14 protein-coding genes are annotated in these 17,301 nt (G+C 66.7%); 10 read left to right on the top strand and 4 right to left on the bottom strand.

Features of this window, described 5'->3' with window-relative positions; translation table 11 throughout:
* Nucleotides 1-259 precede the first annotated feature (259 nt).
* Nucleotides 260-1,534 (bottom strand): SGNH/GDSL hydrolase family protein, encoded by a 1,275-nt coding sequence (locus GJG85_RS01555; protein ID WP_050018274.1) that lies wholly within the window; start codon nucleotides 1,532-1,534, stop codon nucleotides 260-262.
* A gap of 200 nt (nucleotides 1,535-1,734) precedes the next feature.
* Between GJG85_RS01555 and paaA the strand changes: the two genes are divergently transcribed.
* The 8 genes from paaA to GJG85_RS01515 all read left to right on the top strand — a co-directional run bounded on the left by paaA (nucleotide 1,735) and on the right by GJG85_RS01515 (nucleotide 8,293).
* Entirely contained in the window at nucleotides 1,735-2,733 is a 999-nt protein-coding gene (gene paaA / locus GJG85_RS01550) for a 1,2-phenylacetyl-CoA epoxidase subunit PaaA (RefSeq protein ID WP_050018275.1), read from the top strand.
* Between the two features lie 36 nt (nucleotides 2,734-2,769).
* On the top strand, nucleotides 2,770-3,054 hold the full coding sequence (gene paaB, locus GJG85_RS01545; RefSeq protein ID WP_006482881.1) for a 1,2-phenylacetyl-CoA epoxidase subunit PaaB: 285 nt from the start codon (nucleotides 2,770-2,772) through the stop codon (nucleotides 3,052-3,054).
* A 10-nt stretch (nucleotides 3,055-3,064) separates the two neighbouring features.
* Nucleotides 3,065-3,868, top strand: a complete 804-nt coding sequence (gene paaC, locus GJG85_RS01540) for a 1,2-phenylacetyl-CoA epoxidase subunit PaaC (protein WP_050018276.1) — start codon at nucleotides 3,065-3,067, stop codon at nucleotides 3,866-3,868.
* A 25-nt stretch (nucleotides 3,869-3,893) separates the two neighbouring features.
* Complete coding sequence (gene paaD, locus GJG85_RS01535; RefSeq protein WP_050018277.1) at nucleotides 3,894-4,448, top strand: 1,2-phenylacetyl-CoA epoxidase subunit PaaD; 555 nt, start codon at nucleotides 3,894-3,896, stop codon at nucleotides 4,446-4,448.
* A gap of 2 nt (nucleotides 4,449-4,450) precedes the next feature.
* Nucleotides 4,451-5,539: a 1,2-phenylacetyl-CoA epoxidase subunit PaaE gene (gene paaE, locus GJG85_RS01530; RefSeq protein WP_050018278.1), complete on the top strand. Its 1,089-nt coding sequence runs from the start codon at nucleotides 4,451-4,453 to the stop codon at nucleotides 5,537-5,539.
* Between the two features lie 439 nt (nucleotides 5,540-5,978).
* Nucleotides 5,979-6,791 carry a DUF1835 domain-containing protein gene (locus GJG85_RS01525; RefSeq protein WP_050011867.1) on the top strand — a complete coding sequence of 271 codons (813 nt, stop codon included), beginning with the start codon at nucleotides 5,979-5,981 and terminating at the stop codon, nucleotides 6,789-6,791.
* A gap of 16 nt (nucleotides 6,792-6,807) precedes the next feature.
* The gene (locus GJG85_RS01520; protein ID WP_006482923.1) at nucleotides 6,808-7,413 is read left to right on the top strand and encodes a TetR/AcrR family transcriptional regulator; all 606 of its coding nucleotides are present in this window, start codon (nucleotides 6,808-6,810) and stop codon (nucleotides 7,411-7,413) included.
* A gap of 232 nt (nucleotides 7,414-7,645) precedes the next feature.
* On the top strand, nucleotides 7,646-8,293 hold the full coding sequence (locus GJG85_RS01515) for a GNAT family protein (RefSeq protein ID WP_124556854.1): 648 nt from the start codon (nucleotides 7,646-7,648) through the stop codon (nucleotides 8,291-8,293).
* A 56-nt stretch (nucleotides 8,294-8,349) separates the two neighbouring features.
* Here GJG85_RS01515 and GJG85_RS01510 read toward each other — a convergent pair whose 3' ends face one another.
* Nucleotides 8,350-8,874, bottom strand: coding sequence for an Lrp/AsnC family transcriptional regulator (locus GJG85_RS01510; protein ID WP_040143005.1), 525 nt, complete (start codon nucleotides 8,872-8,874; stop codon nucleotides 8,350-8,352).
* Between the two features lie 215 nt (nucleotides 8,875-9,089).
* Between GJG85_RS01510 and hppD the strand changes: the two genes are divergently transcribed.
* Nucleotides 9,090-10,187, top strand: a complete 1,098-nt coding sequence (gene hppD / locus GJG85_RS01505; RefSeq protein ID WP_050011865.1) for a 4-hydroxyphenylpyruvate dioxygenase — start codon at nucleotides 9,090-9,092, stop codon at nucleotides 10,185-10,187.
* Between the two features lie 133 nt (nucleotides 10,188-10,320).
* On the opposite strand, the gene GJG85_RS01500 is transcribed toward hppD, so the two are convergent.
* Complete coding sequence (locus GJG85_RS01500) at nucleotides 10,321-10,515, bottom strand: hypothetical protein (protein ID WP_050011864.1); 195 nt, start codon at nucleotides 10,513-10,515, stop codon at nucleotides 10,321-10,323.
* 330 nt (nucleotides 10,516-10,845) lie between these two features.
* On the opposite strand from GJG85_RS01500, the gene GJG85_RS01495 reads away from it, so the two are divergent.
* Nucleotides 10,846-14,436, top strand: a complete 3,591-nt coding sequence (locus GJG85_RS01495; RefSeq protein ID WP_089488061.1) for an indolepyruvate ferredoxin oxidoreductase family protein — start codon at nucleotides 10,846-10,848, stop codon at nucleotides 14,434-14,436.
* Nucleotides 14,437-14,586: 150 nt separating this feature from the next.
* Here the strand turns inward: GJG85_RS01495 and GJG85_RS01490 are convergent, their stop codons facing one another.
* Nucleotides 14,587-16,857: an NADP-dependent malic enzyme gene (locus GJG85_RS01490; RefSeq protein WP_050011862.1), complete on the bottom strand. Its 2,271-nt coding sequence runs from the start codon at nucleotides 16,855-16,857 to the stop codon at nucleotides 14,587-14,589.
* Between the last annotated feature and the right edge of the window lie 444 nt (nucleotides 16,858-17,301).

Here is a 17,301-nt window from a genome sequence, read left to right as displayed (position 1 = left end):
GCTCAACTTCCTGTACCGCCAAGGCTCGCTACGACCGAACCCCAACAGCACCGCTTCCCTTCCTCCCGCGCCGCGTTTCCGTTAGCGCGAAAGAGGCGTGATTCTATGCATCCGCCCCCATCCGCGCAAGCCCTTTGTGAAGAAAGTTTGAAAAAGCCTCCGTGCGGTGGCGCGTACGGAGGCTTCTGGCTCGACGGACGATGTCGCGCTGCCGGCCCGCAGGCCGTCGGCAACCTTTCCCTCTATATATAGAGCCGCGTCATTTGCCGCCCACCGCAGCCTGCAGTTGCTCGATCGGCACCGCATCGGCCATCGCCGTGTAGCCCGCATCGCTCGGATGGATGCCGTCGCCGCTATCGTATCGGCGCTGCAGCACGCTCGGGCGCGCCGGATCGCGCAGCACAGCGTCGAAGTCCACCACGCCGTCGAACCCGCCTCCGCTCCGGATCCACCGGTTCACCTCGAGCCGGATCGCTTCGCGTCCGGGCGGCAACGCCGCCGGCGTCAGCGTCGCGCCGAAGACCTTCACGCCCTGGCGGTGCGCCGCGTCGATCAGCCGGCGATAGCCGTCGATCAGCGACGCGGCGGTCACCTGCGTATGCGGGTGATCGCAATCGAGCCCCGCGCGCGGCGGCATCGCCGCAAAGTTGATGTCGTTGATCCCGATCAGCACGATCACCGCCTTCACGCCCGAGCGCGACAGCGCGTCACGCTCGAACCGCGACGCCAGCGACGTGCCGTAACACGCGGAATCGCTGAGCAGCCGGTTCCCGCTGATGCCGAGATTCACGACGCCGATCGAATCGGCACTCGACGCCATCAGCCGGCGTGCGAGCGCGTCGGGCCAGCGACGGTTGCGGTTCACGCTGGAGCGCAACCCGTCGGTGATCGAATCGCCGATCGCGGCGACGCTGCCGCGTGCGGAGCCGGCTTCGACGGCAAGTTCCGTCACCCATGCATATTGAGTAAAGCGGGTGCGGAACACGTCGGCGCCCGGATTGCCCACTTGATCGCCCGGCGCGGACACATAGTTGAACTGGTTCGACACGCGATGCCAGACCGTCATCCGCTGGTTCGGCCCCATCTGGAGACTAATCGCATATGGCTGCGCGGCCGTCACGTCGATCGACACCGGATCGCTTTCGCGCGCCTGGCCCGGTGCGAGCGTCACCGACGCGCTGCCGCCGAACCGGACCGGTACCACCGCGCCGCCGGCGAGCGCGGCCCCTTCGCCGGCACGCGCGAGGCTCGCGGCCTCGACGACCAGCGGCGCGCGACCGTAGGCGTTGCTCACGCGAATCCGCGCGGCCCGCCCCGACACGGTCGGGTAGACGATCTGCCGCACGGTTCTCCCGGCCACGTCGGGTGCGCGGTAGAGCGGCGGCGGTGCGGCGAGGTCAGGAATCGGCTGCAGCGCGGTCGCCCACGCGGCGACCCAACCCACCGGCGAGCCCGACGCCGCCGACGCCGCAAGCGGCGACACGAAAACGGCCGCGCCCAGCACGGCCGCGGCGACACTGCTTCGAAATGACATCGGCAAAATCCTCATCGGAAAGCGGGCATTGTGCCGCAGAAGACGCGAGACCCACGTGCGAGGCCACACGTGCGCGACCGGATCGCGCCCCGACGTCCCTCGTTTACCCGTGTCTCGCCGAAAATTCGCAACAAATTTATTAACCGACCGGTCGGTTGGTTTATACTTCGCACACATTCAACCGGACGAGAGCTTTCGCCATGTACACGCAATCCCTCGACATCCCCGGCAACGTCGCGCCGCTCGATGCCGCAGCCGAGTCGCCCGAACAGGCGCGGTTCGATGCGGTGATGGCCGCGGACGGCAAGATCGAACCGCAGGACTGGATGCCCGACGCATATCGCAAGACGCTGGTACGCCAGATCTCGCAGCACGCGCATTCGGAAGTCGTCGGCATGCTGCCGGAAGGCAACTGGATCTCGCGCGCGCCGAGCCTGAAGCGCAAGGCGATCCTGCTCGCGAAGGTGCAGGACGAAGCCGGCCACGGCCTCTACCTGTACAGCGCGGCCGAAACGCTCGGCGTATCGCGCGATTCGCTGATCGACGCGCTGCACGCCGGCAAGGCGAAATACTCGAGCATCTTCAACTACCCGACGCCGACCTGGGCCGACGTCGGCGTGATCGGCTGGCTCGTCGACGGCGCCGCGATCATGAACCAGATCCCGCTGTGCCGCTGCACGTACGGCCCGTATGCGCGCGCGATGATCCGCGTGTGCAAGGAAGAGTCGTTCCACCAGCGCCAGGGTTTCGACGCGCTGCTGTCGATGATGAAGGGCAGCGACGCGCAACGCGCGATGGTCCAGCAGGCCGTCGACCGCTGGTGGTGGCCGGTACTGATGATGTTCGGCCCGAGCGACGCCGATTCGGTCCACAGCAGCCAGTCCGCGAAATGGGGCATCAAGCGGATCTCGAACGACGACCTGCGCCAGAAATTCGTCGACGCGACGGTCGATCAGGCAAAGGTGCTCGGCGTGACGCTGCCCGACCCCGACCTGAAATGGAACGAGGCGCGCGGCCACTATGACTACGGCGCGATCGACTGGGACGAATTCTGGCGCGTCGTCAATGGCGACGGCCCGTGCAACAAGGAACGCCTCGCGACTCGCGTGAAAGCACACGAGGACGGCGCCTGGGTGCGCGAAGCCGCGCTCGCGCACGAAGCGAAGCGTCGCGCCCGCGCCGAACAGCACGCCGCCTGAGCGGCACCCCCCGAATTCAGGAATCAGGAGAAAGCGATGAACAAGGAATGGCCGATCTGGGAAGTGTTCGTGCGCAGCAAGCAGGGCCTCGACCACAAGCACTGCGGCAGCCTGCACGCCGCCGACGCGACGATGGCGCTGCGCATGGCGCGCGACGTCTACACGCGGCGCCAGGAAGGCGTGAGCATCTGGGTGGTGCCGTCGTCGGCGATCACCGCATCGGACCCGAGCGAGAAGGCCGAACTGTTCGAACCGGCGGGCGACAAGATCTACCGTCACCCGACGTTCTACACGTTGCCCGACGAAGTCAACCACATGTAACGCCCGCACCATGACGATCACGCCCGAACACCTCTCCTACGTGCTGCGCCTCGCGGACAACGCGCTGATCCTCGGTCAGCGCAACGCCGAATGGTGTGGCCATGGCCCGATCCTCGAGGAAGACATCGCGCTCACCAACATGAGCCTCGACCTCATCGGCCAGGCGCGCATGCTGTATACGCACGCGGCCGAGCTCGAGCGTCAGCTCACCGGCGCGGCGAAGACGGAAGACGATTACGCGTACTTCCGCACCGAGCGCGAGTTCGCGAACTTCACGCTCGCCGAACTGCCGCACTACGGGCCCGTCTCCGGCACCGCACACGCCGACAAGGACTACGCGGTGACGATCGTGCGCAACTTCCTGTACGCGGCGCTGATGCTGCACGTGTGGAGCGCGCTGGAAACGTCGACCGACACGCAGCTCGCCGCGATCGCCGCGAAATCGGTGAAGGAAACCCGCTATCACGTCCAGCATGCGCGCGAATGGCTCGTGCGCCTCGGCGACGGCACCGACGAATCGCACCGCCGCGCGCAGGCCGCGCTCGATTACCTGATGCCGTACACGCGCGAATGCTTCGCCGCCGATGCGATCGACGACGCGATCGTCGCCGCGGGCATCGGCCCGGCGCCGGCCGCGCTCGAGGCCGCGTGGCGCGCGGACGTGGACGACGCGCTCGCGGAGGCCACGCTCGCGCTGCCGGCACCGGTGAAGCACGTGACGACCGGCAAGCAGGGCGAGCATTCGGAACACATGGGCTACCTGCTCGCCGAAATGCAGAGCCTCGCGCGCCAGCACCCCGGCGCGAGCTGGTAACCGGCCCACGCCACGGAGCCCGCCGATGTCCGCCCAGACCGCCGCCCCTACCGCCGCCGCGCACCGCGACGATCCGCTGCTCGCCCACGCGTGGGACGTACTCGAAGCCGTGCCCGATCCGGAGATTCCGGTCGTGTCGATCCGCGAGCTCGGCATCCTGCGCGACGTCCGCCGCGCGGACGACGGCCAGCTCGAAGTCGTGATCACGCCGACCTACTCGGGCTGCCCGGCGATGTCGCAGATCGCCGAGGACATCGCCGCCGCGCTGCAGGCCGCCGATCTGCCGCCGCACCGGATCGAGACGGTGCTCGCCCCCGCGTGGACGACCGACTGGATCACGCAGGAAGCGCGCGACAAGCTGCGCGCGTACGGCATCGCGCCGCCGGTCGGCCAGTGCGGCAGCGCCGTGCCGCGGGAGAACGTCGTGCGCTTCGTGCCGCGGCCGGTCGCGGCGCCCACCTGCCCGCGCTGCGGCTCCGCGCGCACCGAACGTCTCGCGCAATTCGCGTCCACGGCCTGCAAGGCGCTGTATCGCTGCGTCGACTGCCGCGAACCCTTCGACTACTTCAAACCCTACTGAATATGGCGACCCCGCAATTTCACCCGCTGCGTATCCGCGACGTGCGGCCCGAGACCGCCGACGCCGTGACCGTCTCGTTCGACGTGCCGCCCGAGCTGCGCGACGCGTACCGCTTCACGCAGGGCCAGTTCGTCACGTTGAAGGCCCACATCGACGGCGAGGAGACGCGCCGCTCGTATTCGATCTGCGTCGGCACGACGGACTACGATCGCGACGGCGAACTGCGCATCGGCATCAAGCGCGTGCGCGGCGGCCGCTTCTCGAACTTCGCGTTCGACACGCTGAAGCCCGGCCACACGATCGACGTGATGACGCCGGACGGCCGCTTCTTCACGCACCTGAACGCCGACCATGGCAAGCAGTACGTCGCGTTTTCCGGCGGCTCGGGAATCACGCCGGTGCTCGCGATCGTGAAGACGACGCTCGAACTCGAGCCGCGCAGCACGTTCACGCTGATCTACGGCAACCGCAGCGTCGACGCGATCATGTTCGCGGAGGAGCTCGAGGACCTGAAGAACCGCTACATGAACCGCTTCGTCCTCTATCACGTGCTGTCGGACGACCTGCAGGACGTCGAGCTGTTCAACGGCGTGCTCGACCAGGCGAAATGCGCGGAATTCCTCGCGACGCTGACGCCGGCCGACGCGATCGACGAGGCGTTCATCTGCGGCCCGGCGCCGATGATGGACGCGGCCGAAGCCGCGCTGAACGCGGCCGGCGTGCCGCAGGCGAAGGTGCACGTCGAGCGCTTCGGCACGCCGCTGCCGCAGGCCGGCGCACCGGTCGTCGAGATCACCGACCAGACGCCGGCCGCCGACCTCGAAATCGTGCTCGACGGCAAGAAGCGCAAGCTGCGTCTGCCGTACGAAGGCGTGAGCCTGCTCGACGTGGGCCTGCGCGCGGGCCTCGCGTTGCCGTACGCATGCAAGGGCGGCGTGTGCTGCACGTGCCGCGCGAAGGTGGTCGAAGGCGAAGTGCGGATGGAGAAGAACTACACGCTCGAGGCGCACGAAGTGAAGGACGGTTTCGTGCTCACGTGCCAGTGCCACCCGATCAGCGACAAGGTCGTCGTGAGCTTCGACGAGCGTTGAGCGGCGTCGCGTCGCGGCGCCTGACGGTTTCTCGCCGTCACACATCTCGCTTACACTAGGGTCTGTTTACATATGGAACGCGCATGCGTTGCCACGAGAACGGCCGCTCGCGAGGCGCGCGACGCCGCGAATACTGACGTATTCGCAAGGAGCGCAACGCGGCGAGCGGCCGTTCTCGTGGCAACCCCAAATTAAAAAATCATTCCACGGGAATGCCCGAAATCGCCCGTATGGCGGCGTCGCTCGTCGCTTGTTTGGCTCGGCCAAACGGCGCTCCTCACTCCTTGCCATACGCCCCGGAGGAAGTCCCCTTGGGGGACGAGCGATTTCGGGCATTCGCATGCGCGTTCCATATGTAAACAGACCCTAGGGGCCGCCGGCCGGCTGGACATCGCAACGTCCGCCCGGCCGGCGGTTTTCTTTTGTTGACGACAGGCCGATGAGTACCATTCATGTGATTCAGGGCGGCACCGCCGCCGCGTCGCTGCGCGAAGCCCTCGCGCAAACCGGACGCGACGAGCGCGTCGTCGGTTTGCTCGACGATCTCGGCGTCGGGCCGCTGAAGGGCGCCGACGAGACGCCCGACACGCGCGCCACCTTCTGGCAGCACGTGCTCGGCGACCAGATCCCCGACTGGAACGCGGAAATCGAGGCCGAATTCGCGCGCCTCGACCAGCTCGCGACGGAGACCGGCCAGGTCGTCGTGTGGCACGCGCCGAGCGTCGGCGACAAGCTGCTGCTGCGCCGCGTCGCCTATCACCTGCGCAACGTGCCGCAGCGCCTGAACGAGGTGCGGCTGTCGGCCGCCGATCTCGACGCCGCGCAGCGCGCAGCGCTGTCGCGTACCGACCAAGCCTGCGCGACCGGGATGTTCTCGCCCGCGGAACTGGCGCGCAAGCGGCCGGCGGCCGCGCCGGTCTCGGTCCTGCGCATCGGCCGCCTCGCGCTCGAATGGCAGGAAGCGAAACATCTGAACGCCGAACTGCGTTATTGGGTCAGCAACACGATCAAGAGCGGCCACTACGCCGATCTCGACGCGTTGATCGTCGAGCGCGCGGAAACCGACTGGCAGCCCGCGCGACATCTCGTTGGCAGCATCATGGCCGCCGCCGACCGCGGCGGGCTGTTCGTCAGCGACTCGCTCGCGTGGTGGCGCTGTCGCGAACTCGCGGCCGCCGGCCGGCTCGAGCTGCAGGACGACGCGCCCGACGCCCTCTCTTCCACGCAGGTGCGCGCCGCCGCGCACCGCTAATCTTCCGCATTCGACCATGGCCCGAACCCGAGCGCCCGACCACGAATCCCAGCGCGAGCAGATCCTCGACCTGGCCGCCGAGAAATTCGCGCAGACGAGCTACCCGAGTACGTCGATGTCCGATCTCGCGACCGCGAGCGGCACGTCGAAGGCGCGGCTCTATCACTATTACGAGAGCAAGGAAGCGATCCTGTTCGACCTGCTCGACCGCTACACGAAACGGCTGATGCTGATCATCGCCGAGGTCGAGGGCGCGAGCCAGCGGCGCGGCCTCAGCGAGCGCGACGCGTTCGCCGAACTCGTGCGCGCGTTCCTCGCCGAATACGAGACGTCGCACAGCCGCCACGTCGCGCTGCTCAACGACGTGAAGTATCTCGAGGACGCACAGCGTGAAATCGTGCTCGACCGCCAGCGCGACATCGTCGCGGCGTTTACGCGGCAGCTCGCGCGTGCGTACCCGGACCGCATCTCGAAGGAAAACCAGACCTCGGTGACGATGATGGTGTTCGGGATGATCAACTGGACCTTCACGTGGCTGAAGCCGGGCGGCCGCCTCGGCTACCGCGACTTCGCGGAACAGGTGATCGACCTCATCGAGCGCGGGCTGTCGACGGCGGCCTGATTGCCGCGCAGCAGCATGCGTTGCGCGACGGGCACAGCCGACCGCCCGCCGCGCATTTCATATGATGAATTTTAAATTCGCTTAAAATCAATAACTTAAAGAATGAACTAAGCGGTTTTAGAATTCCCCCTCAGCACAAATAACGTCAAATACGGGTTTTCCCCAACCTCGCTCGGGTAAAATGCTGTTGCATTGCACAACCCGCTTGTGCACCCACACTGAGGAACCCACGATGAACACGCAATTCAACGGCCGTGCCGCTGCTGTCGGCAAGGTCGCTACTGCGCCGGTTCTCGTCAGGGAACTGGCTTCCAAAGACCGTGAGCAGATGCTCACCCACTTTCTCTCGCTCGACGAAGAGGACCGCCTGCTGCGCTTCGGCCAGATGGTGCCCGATCACGTGATCGAGAACTATGTCCGCACGCTCGACTTCGGTCGCGATACGGTGTTCGGCGTGTTCGACCACGACCTCGAACTGATCGGCGTCGGCCACCTGGCCTACCTGCCGGCCGAGGGCGACACGCGCACGGCCGAATTCGGCGTGTCGGTGCTCGAAAGCGCGCGCGGCCGCGGCGTCGGCTCGAAACTGTTCGAGCGCGCGGCGATCCGCAGCCGCAACACGCACGTGACGATGCTGTACATGCACTGCCTGTCGCGTAACGCGACGATGATGCACATCGCGAAGAAGTCCGGGATGCGGATCGAGTACGCGTACGGTGAAGCCGATGCGTATCTGTCGCTGCCGCCGGCCGACCACTCGACGATCATCGCCGAGATGCTGCAGGAACAGGCCGCGGTGTTCGACTACGCGATGAAGCGCCAGGCGCGCCGCACGACGAAGTTCATCGAATCGCTGATGCCGGCCACACTGACGGCCTGACGTCGGCCAGCCGGGCCGCGCCTGCGGCGCGCCCGGCGCCCCCCTTCCCCGCCACGCTAGCGCACCGAACGAATCGGCAACGCCGTCGTTTCCTTGAAGCAATCGAGCGAGAAGCTCGTCTTCACGTCGATCACCGACGGGTGATGCAGCAGATGCTCCTGCACGAAGCGGGAGAAATGCGCCATGTCCTCGACCTGTACGCGCAGCAGGTAATCCATGTCGCCCGTCATCGCATGGCACGCGACCACTTCCGGCCAGGTCTGCACGGCCGCGCGGAACAGCTCCGCGTGGGTCGCGCCCGCGCGCGCCGACGTCTCGTCGGCCCGGACCGGCGCGAGGCCGCCGCGCTTTTCGAGCCGCACGCTCACGTAGGCGAGCAGGTCGAGCCCGAGCTTCTGCGGATTCAGCAGCGCGACGTAGCCGGTGATCACGCCGATTTCCTCGAGCCGCCGGATTCGCCGCAAGCACGGGCTCGGCGACAGGTTCACGCGCTCGGCGATCTCCTGGTTCGACAGGCGCCCGTTCTCCTGAAGAATCGCGAGAATGCGCCGGTCGATGGCATCCAATTCGGCTTGCGCCATCTTCTGCCCTCCACTGAGTGTTTTGAGACTGGAAATTGCGCCATCGTAGGCGCGGGCGATTAAGTTCGCAAGTTTCCGCTCGCGGCCGCCCGCTACACTCTGTCGCATGTCTCGGCTTGCCGCGCACGCTCGTGATGGGCGCGGCCGTCGACATCGAACCACGCCGGGCACGCGCACGCCGCCCCCGGCCGATCGCCCCGCACAGGAGACACGACATGCAGATCCCCACCTGGGACAACCCCGTCGGCACCGACGGCTTCGAATTTATCGAATACACGGCACCGGACCCGAAAGCACTCGGACAACTGTTCGAACGGATGGGTTTCACCGCGATCGCGCGCCACCGCCACAAGGACGTGACGGTGTACCGCCAGGGCGACATCAACTTCATCATCAACGCCGAACCCGATTCGTTCGCGCAACGCTTCGCGCGGCTGCACGGCCCGTCGATCTGCGCGATCGCGTTCCGCGTGCAGGACGCCGCGAAGGCGTACCGGCACGCGCTGGAACTCGGCGCATGGGGCTTCGACAACAAGACGGGCCCGATGGAGCTGAACATCCCGGCGATCAAGGGGATCGGCGATTCGCTGATCTACTTCGTCGACCGCTGGCGCGGCAAGAACGGCGCGCAGCCGGGCGCGATCGGCGACATCAGCATCTACGACGTCGACTTCGAGCCGATTCCCGGCGCGAACCCGAACCCGGTCGGCCACGGCCTCACCTACATCGACCACCTGACGCACAACGTGCATCGCGGCCGCATGCAGGAATGGGCCGAGTTCTACGAGCGCCTGTTCAACTTCCGCGAAGTGCGCTATTTCGACATCGAAGGCAAGGTGACGGGCGTGAAGTCGAAGGCGATGACGTCGCCGTGCGGCAAGATCCGCATCCCGATCAACGAGGAAGGCTCGGACACGGCCGGCCAGATCCAGGAATACCTCGACGCATATCACGGCGAAGGCATCCAGCACATCGCGCTCGGCGCGAGCGACATCTATCAGGCAGTCGACGGGCTGCGCAGCAAGGAAGTGAAGCTGCTCGACACGATCGACACGTATTACGAACTGGTCGACCGCCGCGTGCCGAACCACGGCGAATCGCTGGACGAACTGAAGAAGCGCAAGATCCTGATCGACGGCGCACGCGACGACCTGCTGCTGCAGATCTTCACCGAAAACCAGATCGGGCCGATCTTTTTCGAGATCATCCAGCGCAAGGGCAACCAGGGCTTCGGCGAAGGCAACTTCAAGGCGCTGTTCGAATCGATCGAGCTCGACCAGATCCGCCGCGGCGTCGTGCAGGACAAGGCCTGACGCCCCCGCCGCGCGGCGCCTCCGAGCAACCGGGGGCGGCCGCGCGATCCGGCCGCACAAAGAAAAAGGGCGGGAATCCGAGGATTCCCGCCCTTTTTGCATGCCGGCGAGGCCCGCGGGCCGCGCGATCGCATCAACGCACGTTCGCCTTCGACGCGGCGGCGCGCTCGACCGACGGCTGAGCTGCGGCGTCCTGAGCGGGCACGATCTGCTGCATCTGTGCGCCGGCTGCCGCCAGCGCGCTCGCGCCTCGCGCGTGCACCGGGCCCGTCATCGAGAAAAACGCGGCGGACACGATCAGGAAACTCTGGATATGACGTGTGTTCATTGCACCTCCTGTAAAACTGCCGGCGCCTCCCCGACTGCGTCGGAACGAACCCACGCGGCCGGGCACCTCCGGCAGGCCGACAAGATTAACGGCATTTGCCCGCAGATCAACGCCGCTTTACATGCTTTTACATGATGTAACGCATGATCTCGCCCTGTTTCATGGTGCGTGGCGGCCCTTTCCCTCGCGTTGCGACCGATGGGCGGCGGGTTTGCCCCAGTGCTACCATCCCTTAAAACCGGCGAACATGCCGGCCACTGCGGACGCGTCCAAAAGATGCCGACGCAACCGAAGTTTTGGTGATCCCAGACCGGGTGGAGGAGACAGTTAATGAATGCCCCGCTAGACGCAGACCAACGCGCGTCGCTAGAAGCCGCGCTGAAGTCCGTCACGCTTGACGACAAATACACGCTGGAACGCGGCCGCGCGTACATGAGCGGCATCCAGGCCCTCGTGCGCCTGCCGATGCTCCAGCAGGAACGCGATCGCGCCGCCGGTCTCAATACGGCCGGTTTCATCTCCGGCTACCGCGGCTCGCCGCTGGGCGGCCTCGATCTGTCGCTGTGGAAAGCCAAGCAGCACCTGGCCGCCCACCGGATCGTGTTCCAGCCCGGCCTCAACGAAGATCTCGCCGCCACCGCCGTGTGGGGCTCCCAGCAAGTGAACCTGTACCCCGGCGCGAAGTACGACGGCGTGTTCGGCATGTGGTACGGCAAGGGTCCGGGCGTCGATCGCACGGGCGACGTGTTCAAGCACGCGAACTCGGCCGGCTCGTCGCAGCACGGCGGCGTGCTGGTGCTGGCCGGCGACGATCACGCGGCGAAATCGTCCACGCTCGCGCATCAGTCCGAGCACATCTTCAAGGCCTGCGGGCTGCCGGTGCTGTTCCCGTCCAACGTGCAGGAATATCTCGACTTCGGCCTGCATGGCTGGGCGATGAGCCGTTACTCGGGCCTGTGGGTCGCGCTCAAGTGCGTGACGGACGTCGTCGAATCGTCGGCGTCGGTCGACATCGACCCGCATCGCACCGAGATCGTGCTGCCGACCGACTTCATCCTGCCGGAAGGCGGGCTGAACATCCGCTGGCCCGACCCGCCGCTCGTGCAGGAAGCGCGGCTGCTCGACTACAAGTGGTACGCGGCGCTCGCCTACGTGCGCGCAAACAAGCTCGACCGGATCGAGATCGACTCGCCGCATGCGCGCTTCGGGATCATGACCGGCGGCAAGGCGTACCTCGACGTGCGCCAGGCGCTGACCGACCTCGGCCTCGACGACGAAACCTGCGCGCGGATCGGCATCCGGCTCTACAAGGTCGGCTGCGTGTGGCCGCTCGAAGCGCAGGGCGCGCAGGCGTTCGCGCGCGGCCTCGACGAAATCCTGGTCGTCGAGGAAAAGCGCCAGATCCTCGAATACGCGATCAAGGAAGAGCTGTACAACTGGCCCGACGCGCAGCGCCCGCGGGTGTTCGGCAAGTTCGACGAGAAGGACGGTGCCGGCGGCGAATGGTCGGTGCCGATGGGCAACTGGCTGCTGCCCGCGCACTACGAGCTGTCGCCCGCGATCATCGCGAAGGCGATCGCGACGCGGCTCGAGAAGTTCGAGTTGCCGTCCGACGTGCGCGCGCGCATCGCCGCGCGGCTCGCGGTGATCAACGCGAAGGAAATGGCGCTCGCGAAGCCGCACGTGCAGACCGAGCGCAAGCCGTGGTTCTGCTCGGGCTGCCCGCACAACACGTCGACCAACGTGCCGGAAGGCTCGCGCGCGATCGCCGGGATCGGCTGCCACTACATGACCGTGTGGATGGACCGCAGCACGAGCACCTTCAGCCAGATGGGCGGCGAAGGCGTGCCGTGGATCGGCCAGGCGCCGTTCACCGACGAGAAGCACGTGTTCGCGAACCTCGGCGACGGCACCTATTTCCATTCGGGCCTGCTCGCGGTGCGCGCGGCGATCTCGTCGAAGGCGAACATCACCTACAAGATCCTCTACAACGACGCGGTCGCGATGACGGGCGGCCAGCCGGTCGACGGCGTGCTGACGGTGCCGCAGATCACGCACCAGCTCGCGTCCGAAGGCGCGAAGAAGATCGTGATCGTCACCGACGAGCCGGAGAAGTACGACAGCCAGAAGGCGCTGCTCGCGCCGGGCGTGACGATCCACCATCGCGACCAGCTCGACGACGTGCAGCGCGCGCTGCGCGAGATCGAAGGCACGACGATCCTGATCTACGACCAGACCTGCGCGACCGAGAAGCGCCGCCGCCGCAAACGCGGTACATACCCGGACCCGGCGAAGCGCGTCGTGATCAACGACGCGGTGTGCGAAGGCTGCGGCGACTGCTCGGTGCAGTCGAACTGCCTGTCGGTCGAGCCGCTGGAAACCGAATTCGGCACGAAGCGCCAGATCAACCAGTCGAGCTGCAACAAGGACTTTTCGTGCGTGAAGGGCTTCTGCCCGAGCTTCGTCACGGTCGAGGGCGGCCAGTTGAAGAAGCCGAAGGCGGTGGCGGTCGACGGCGGTGCGCTGCCGCCGATTCCCGAACCGACGCTGCCGGCGATCGATCGCGCGTACGGCGTGCTCGTCACCGGCGTGGGCGGCACGGGCGTCGTCACGATCGGCGCGCTGCTCGGGATGGCCGCGCACCTGGAAAACAAGGGCGTGACCGTGCTCGACGTCACCGGCCTCGCGCAGAAGGGCGGCGCGGTGATGAGCCACGTGCAGATCTCGCACGCGCCGACCGACATTCATGCGACGCGGATCGCGATGGGCGAAGCCGATCTCGTGATCGGCTGCGATGCGATCGTCACGGCCGGCGACGAATGCACGTCGCGGATGCGGCACGACACGACGCGCGTGGTCGTCAACAGCGCGCAGACGCCGACCGCCGAGTTCATCAAGAACCCGAACTGGGCGTTCCCCGGCGTGTCCGCAGAGAACGACATCCGCGCGGCAGCCGGTGAAGCGGTCGACTTCATCGATGCGAACCGCTTCGCGGTCGCGCTGCTCGGCGACGCGATCTACACGAACCCGTTCGTGCTCGGCTACGCGTGGCAGAAGGGCTGGCTGCCGCTGACGCTCGCGTCGCTCGAACGCGCGATCGAGCTGAACGCGGTATCGGTCGACAAGAACCGCGCGGCGTTCGACTGGGGCCGCCGCGCCGCGCACGACCTGGCCAGCGTGAAGCAGGCCGCGGCCGGCGACGCCCGGCCCGCGCAAGGCGCGACGGTGATTTCGCTGCACACGAAGAAGGCGGTCGACGCGCTGATCGCGAAGCGCGTCGAATTCCTCACCGCGTACCAGAACGCCGCGTACGCGTCGCGTTATGCGGCATTCGTCGACAAGGTGCGCGCCGCCGAGCGCGCGCTCGCCGACGGCGACACGGTGCAGGAGCCGCTGACCGAAGCGGTCGCGCGCAACCTGTTCAAGCTGATGGCGTACAAGGACGAATACGAGGTCGCGCGGCTGCAGTCCGATCCCGCGTTCCTCGCGCGGCTGACCGCGCAGTTCGAAGGCGACTGGAAGCTGAAATTCCACCTCGCGCCGCCGCTGTTCGCGAAGACGGACGCCCACGGCCATCTCGTGAAGAAGGCGTACGGCCCGTGGATGATGTCCGCGTTTCGGCTGCTCGCGAAGGCGAAGTTCCTGCGCGGCACGGGGCTCGACCCGTTCGGCCGCACCGCGGAGCGCCGCACCGAGCGCGCGCTGATCGGCGAATATGAAGCGCTGATCGGCGAGGTGCTGGGCAGGCTGAACGCGGCCAACCGGCCGCTCGCGCTCGAGCTTGCGGCGCTGCCGGACGGCATTCGCGGCTACGGCCACGTGAAGGAGAACAACCTGCGCGCAGTGCGGCAGAAGTGGGACACGCTGCTCGCGAAGTGGCGCTCGCCGGCAGGCGGCCAGTCGCATCAGCAGGTCGCGTAACGGTGCGCGCGGCGGGCGTTCGCGGTCCGGATGCCCACCCCGCGCCGCCGTCGCCCTTAGCGTTCACGCGAAAAAAAACGCCACGGAACGCAGGTTCCGTGGCGTTTTTCATTGTGCCGCGCGTGACGCGCGGCACACGCGAGCGTGGACTTACTTCGTGTTCACGTTCGCGGCGGCAACGGCCGTCATGTTGATGATCCGGCGCACGGTCGCGGCCGGCGTCAGGATGTGGACCGGCTTGGCCGCGCCGAGCAGGAACGGGCCGACCGTCACGCCTTCGCCGCCGACCATCTTCAGCAGGTTGTACGCGATGTTCGCCGCTTCGACGTTCGGCATGATCAGCAGGTTCGCCTCGCCCGACAGCGTCGTGCCCGGGAACGCTTGCTTGCGGATCAGTTCCGACAGCGCCGCGTCGCCGTGCATTTCACCGTCGACTTCGAGGTTCGGCGCACGTTCGACGATCAGCTTGCGGGCCTCGGCCATCCGGCGCGACGACGCCGACGGCGCACTGCCGAAGTTCGAGTTCGACAGCAGCGCGGCCTTCGGCGTGATGCCGAAGCGCTCGATCTCGGCCGCGGCCTGGATCGTCATGTCGGCGAGCTGGTCGGCGCTCGGCAACTCGTTCACGTACGTGTCGCACACGAACAGGTTGCGGCCCGGCAGCATCAGCAGGTTCATCGCGGCGAAGTGCTCGGCGCCCTTCGCGCGGCCCAGCACCTGCTCGATGAACTTCAGGTGGCTGTGGAACGTATCGATCATCCCGCAGACCATCCCGTCCGCATCGCCCAGGTGCACGAGCATCGCGCCGATCAGCGTGTTGAACTTGCGCATCGCGGCCTTCGCGACTTCCGGCGTCACGCCGTCGCGCGCGCCGATCTCCTGATACGCCTGCCAGTAGCGGTGGTAGCGCGCATCGTCTTCCGGATCGACGATTTCGAAATCGGTGCCGGCCTTCAGCTTCGAGCCGATCTTCGCGAGGCGCATGTCGACGACCGACGGACGGCCGATGATGATCGGCTTCGCGATCTTTTCCAGCAGCACGAACTGCGCGGCGCGCAGCACGCGCTCATCCTCGCCTTCGGCGAAAACGATGCGGGCCTCCTTCTGCTTCGCGGTCGCGAACACCGGGCGCATCACCATGCCGGTACGGTAGACGGTCGCGCCGAGCTGTTCGCGGTACGCGTCCATGTCCTGGATCGGGCGCGTGGCGACGCCCGAATCCATCGCGGCTTGCGCCACGGCCGGCGCGATCTTGATGATCAGGCGCGGGTCGAACGGCTTCGGAATCAGGTATTCCGGCCCGAATTCCAGCGAATGGCCTTCATACGCCTTCGCGACCTCCTCGCTCTGGTCGGTTTCCTGCGCCAGCTCGGCGATCGCGCGCACGCACGCGAGCTTCATTTCTTCCGTGATCGTCGTCGCGCCGACGTCGAGCGCGCCGCGGAAGATGAACGGGAAGCACAGCACGTTGTTGACCTGGTTCGGGTAGTCCGAACGGCCGGTCGCGACGATCGCGTCCGGGCGCACGGCCTTCGCGTCTTCCGGGCGGATTTCCGGTTCCGGGTTCGCGAGCGCCAGGATCAGCGGGCGCTCGCCCATCGTCTTGACCATGTCCTGCTTCAGCACGCCCGCGCTCGAGCAGCCGAGAAACACGTCGGCGCCGACGATCGCATCGGCGAGCGAGCGCGCGTCAGTGTTCGCCGCATAGCGCTGCTTCGACGGATCGAGGTTGCCGCGCCCTTCGTAGATCACGCCCTTCGAATCGGCGACGAGGATGTTCGTCTTCGTGAGGCCGAGGTTCACCAGCAGGTCCAGACACGCGATCGCGGCCGCGCCGGCGCCCGAACACACGAGCTTCACTTCCGACAGCTTCTTGCCGACGACCTTCAGGCCGTTCAGGATCGCGGCCGATGCGATGATCGCGGTGCCGTGCTGGTCGTCGTGGAAGACGGGGATCTTCATGCGCTCGCGCAGTTTCTGCTCGATGTAGAAGCACTCCGGCGCCTTGATGTCCTCGAGGTTGATGCCGCCGAGCGTCGGCTCGAGCATCGCGATCGCCTCGACGAGCTTGTCGGGGTCGGACTCCGAGAGTTCGATGTCGAACACGTCGATGCCCGCGAATTTCTTGAAGAGGCAGCCCTTGCCTTCCATCACCGGCTTCGCGGCGAGCGGGCCGATGTTGCCGAGGCCGAGCACGGCCGTGCCGTTCGTGATGACGCCGACGAGGTTGCCGCGCGACGTGTACTTCTGCGCGTCGAGCGGATCGGCGTGGATCGCCTCGCACGCGGCGGCGACGCCCGGCGAATACGCGAGCGACAGATCGAGCTGGTTCGACAGCGGCTTGGTCGGGGTGACCGAAATCTTGCCGGGTTTCGGGTTCAGGTGATAAGCGAGAGCGGCCTGCTTCAGTTGTTCGTCCATGATTGACCTGCGAGAGACATGCGAAATATTGACGACTCAGTACACAGCACCTTCGGCCGCGTCTGCCTGAATCGAGGGGATGGTCGACTGCGAGACGGCCCGCGACGCGCCGGATGGGCACGCCAACGAACCTTGGCGGGTGGCAAGAGGAAAGTACAAAGTACTGAACGATTTCTTAGGGTCGCCTAGTGTACACCCCCTAAATGACCTCCGTTGGTGCACCGCCGCATCCCCGGCGTCCGTGTCGGACTGGTCGTGCCCCGTTTGTTTCGCCGGTGGCGAGCGGCGCGGCGGCGCGCGCGAATTCCGCCGAAAACCGGCCTGAATCGGGTAAAATAGCGGGCTACGCGCGCAGCGATGCGATTGGTCCGCCAATCGCGCCCCGGCCCTTCGGGCAGGTTCCCCTTGCTGCGCCATCGGGCCCGCGCCCGCTCCTCGCTCATC

This window comes from Burkholderia sp. MS389 (assembly GCF_016899425.1).
Classification (GTDB): Bacteria; Pseudomonadota; Gammaproteobacteria; order Burkholderiales; family Burkholderiaceae; genus Burkholderia; species Burkholderia sola.
Note: the sequence above shows the minus strand (reverse complement) of the source record. Positions and strands in the feature narration are given on the sequence as shown.

What these genes read in the sequence shown, in the direction of transcription:
- GJG85_RS01490 (WP_050011862.1), bottom strand. Translation starts at nt 16,857, where the DNA reads ATGGACGAACAACTGAAGCAGGCCGCTCTCGCTTATCACCTGAACCCG.
- GJG85_RS01510 (WP_040143005.1), bottom strand. Translation starts at nt 8,874, where the DNA reads ATGGCGCAAGCCGAATTGGATGCCATCGACCGGCGCATTCTCGCGATT.
- GJG85_RS01525 (WP_050011867.1), top strand. Translation starts at nt 5,979, where the DNA reads ATGAGTACCATTCATGTGATTCAGGGCGGCACCGCCGCCGCGTCGCTG.
- paaD (WP_050018277.1), top strand. Translation starts at nt 3,894, where the DNA reads ATGTCCGCCCAGACCGCCGCCCCTACCGCCGCCGCGCACCGCGACGAT.
- GJG85_RS01495 (WP_089488061.1), top strand. Translation starts at nt 10,846, where the DNA reads ATGAATGCCCCGCTAGACGCAGACCAACGCGCGTCGCTAGAAGCCGCG.
- GJG85_RS01555 (WP_050018274.1), bottom strand. Translation starts at nt 1,534, where the DNA reads ATGTCATTTCGAAGCAGTGTCGCCGCGGCCGTGCTGGGCGCGGCCGTT.
- paaB (WP_006482881.1), top strand. Translation starts at nt 2,770, where the DNA reads ATGAACAAGGAATGGCCGATCTGGGAAGTGTTCGTGCGCAGCAAGCAG.
- paaE (WP_050018278.1), top strand. Translation starts at nt 4,451, where the DNA reads ATGGCGACCCCGCAATTTCACCCGCTGCGTATCCGCGACGTGCGGCCC.
- GJG85_RS01500 (WP_050011864.1), bottom strand. Translation starts at nt 10,515, where the DNA reads ATGAACACACGTCATATCCAGAGTTTCCTGATCGTGTCCGCCGCGTTT.
- paaA (WP_050018275.1), top strand. Translation starts at nt 1,735, where the DNA reads ATGTACACGCAATCCCTCGACATCCCCGGCAACGTCGCGCCGCTCGAT.
- GJG85_RS01515 (WP_124556854.1), top strand. Translation starts at nt 7,646, where the DNA reads ATGAACACGCAATTCAACGGCCGTGCCGCTGCTGTCGGCAAGGTCGCT.
- hppD (WP_050011865.1), top strand. Translation starts at nt 9,090, where the DNA reads ATGCAGATCCCCACCTGGGACAACCCCGTCGGCACCGACGGCTTCGAA.
- paaC (WP_050018276.1), top strand. Translation starts at nt 3,065, where the DNA reads ATGACGATCACGCCCGAACACCTCTCCTACGTGCTGCGCCTCGCGGAC.
- GJG85_RS01520 (WP_006482923.1), top strand. Translation starts at nt 6,808, where the DNA reads ATGGCCCGAACCCGAGCGCCCGACCACGAATCCCAGCGCGAGCAGATC.